At 67.4% G+C, this 1735-nt stretch carries 2 protein-coding genes and 1 pseudogene; all 3 read right to left on the bottom strand.

The genetic code is table 11. The annotated features are described in order from the left end of the window. Positions 1–422 (bottom strand): annotated as a pseudogene (locus tag HR086_RS46665) (hypothetical protein); the annotation flags it as partial. Between the two features lie 63 nt (positions 423–485). Then, positions 486–1097 carry an L-threonylcarbamoyladenylate synthase gene (locus HR086_RS46660; protein WP_141649487.1) on the bottom strand — a complete coding sequence of 204 codons (612 nt, stop codon included), beginning with the start codon at positions 1095–1097 and terminating at the stop codon, positions 486–488. Between the two features lie 36 nt (positions 1098–1133). After that, the coding region (locus HR086_RS46655) for a cation:proton antiporter (RefSeq protein ID WP_174468891.1) at positions 1134–1735 on the bottom strand (602 nt) is incomplete at its 5' end.

Raw genomic sequence — 1735 nt, 5'->3', positions numbered from 1 at the left:
CCCCCGAGCACCGGCCCGAAGGCCCCGGCCGCCGTGGCGTGCAACCCCACCAGCATGGACAGACTCGCCAGCGAACCCAACAGCACCCCGGCCGCGAGTCCCGATACCTGTGCGAGCGCCAGACCCACGGCCGAACAACACAACGCGGACACCGCCCAGCCGCCGCGAAGTGGAATGCCGGCACAGTACAGCCCCAGCCCCACCAGCGCCGTCACCAGCGGCGAGCCCACCACCAACAAGAGCAACATCCGCCGGACATAGAGCCCCGCGGCGCGTCCACCCTCACCTTGCTCTCGCCACAACTGGCCGATGCGCCCCCCTGGCGCGAGGATTCCCGCCGCCCGGAGCCTGTAGTGCAGGTCCACCGGGCGAAACAACAGCAGCAATAGCAACCTCACAGGCGAAGGGACTTGGTGTGGCATGTCCGTTCGCGCTGGCTCCGCGGCCCCTGATTCCACGGTGGCCCCCCTCTTCTTGTTCGAGTTTCAGTCCTCCAGCCTACCCTTGCCCTGCCGGAGGATTTCAAGCGTATCGCCGATGAGTGAAACCACTGTCGACGGTTCGTTCAACGTCACACCCCCGTCAAGGATGAGCTCCAGCCCGTGGCCGAACTCCTCCTTGATCTCCCGTGCGTCCGTGAGCGGCTCACCCTGAGTATTGCTCACCGACGTCGTCACCAGAGGGCGCCCCAGTGCCCGAGCCAGTTCGCGAGCCAGGGGGGCATCCGGGACCCGGATACCGACCTGCTTCTGCTTGGTCATCATCAAATCGGGCACCAATCGCGTCGCTTCGAGGACGAAGGTAAACGCACCCGGGGTGAGACCCTTCATTGTTCGATACGCGAAATTGCTGACGTGGGCGTAGCGAGCGACGTCCGACAGGTCCGGGCACAGGAAGGACAGGGGCTTCTTCTTGTCGCGCCCCTTGAGCTGGTAGAGCCGCTCGATGGCCCGCTTCGAGCCCAGGTCACAGCCCATGCCGTAGTACGTGTCCGTCGGATAGGCGATGAGCCCGCCGCGCTCGAGCACCTCCACGGCGCGCTGGATGTGGCGCGGTGAGGGGTGCTCCATGTCCACCTCGAGGATGGGTGCGGCCATGATGTCCTTCCTGCCTCCTGCGTGGGGCTGTCGAGCCTACGCGGTTCCCGGCGCCTCGTCCGTCCTGACTTCGCCACTGGCCGTCAGTGCACGTCGCGTGAGCACCGGGCCCACGAGTTCGTGCGCGGTGATCATCGCCACGATGAGCACCTCCACATGCGGGCCGAACGAGGGAAACGTCCTCGACACCAGCGCCGCCAACCCGAACGTCACGCCCGCCTGGGAGATGAGCCCCATCCACAGGTGGCTCTTCAACCGAGGGTCCTCCTTGGGCGCGAAGCGTCGACAAGCGAACCAGATGGCCGCGCCTCGCAGCACGACGAGCAGCAGCGCCGCCGGCCCCACCGTCACCAACGCATCCAGCTTCAGCCCCGCGCCAGCCGCCGCGAAGAAGAGCGCGAACACCGGCAGGCCCGCGCGTTGAATCGCGTGGTGGATGCGCTCACCCTCGCGCTCATCCAGGTTGGCGATGAGCGCCCCGGCCGCCAGCGACACCAGCAGCGGCGACAGGTGCAGGCGCGTGCCACCCTCGGCCGCGGCGAAGGACAGGCCCACCAGGAACAGCGGCAACTCCTGCTTCACGCCCCGCATGTAGACGAGCATCGCCACCGCGAGCAGGCCCCCCACCACCACCGAGC

The organism is Myxococcus sp. CA039A (genome assembly GCF_013336645.1).
Classification (GTDB): domain Bacteria; phylum Myxococcota; class Myxococcia; order Myxococcales; family Myxococcaceae; genus Myxococcus; species Myxococcus llanfairpwllgwyngyllgogerychwyrndrobwllllantysiliogogogochensis.
This window is presented reverse-complemented; position numbering and strand designations above follow the sequence as displayed.

Coding starts and splice junctions, on each gene's coding strand:
- HR086_RS46660 (WP_141649487.1), bottom strand. CDS start 1,097: ATGGCCGCACCCATCCTCGAGGTGGACATGGAGCACCCCTCACCGCGC.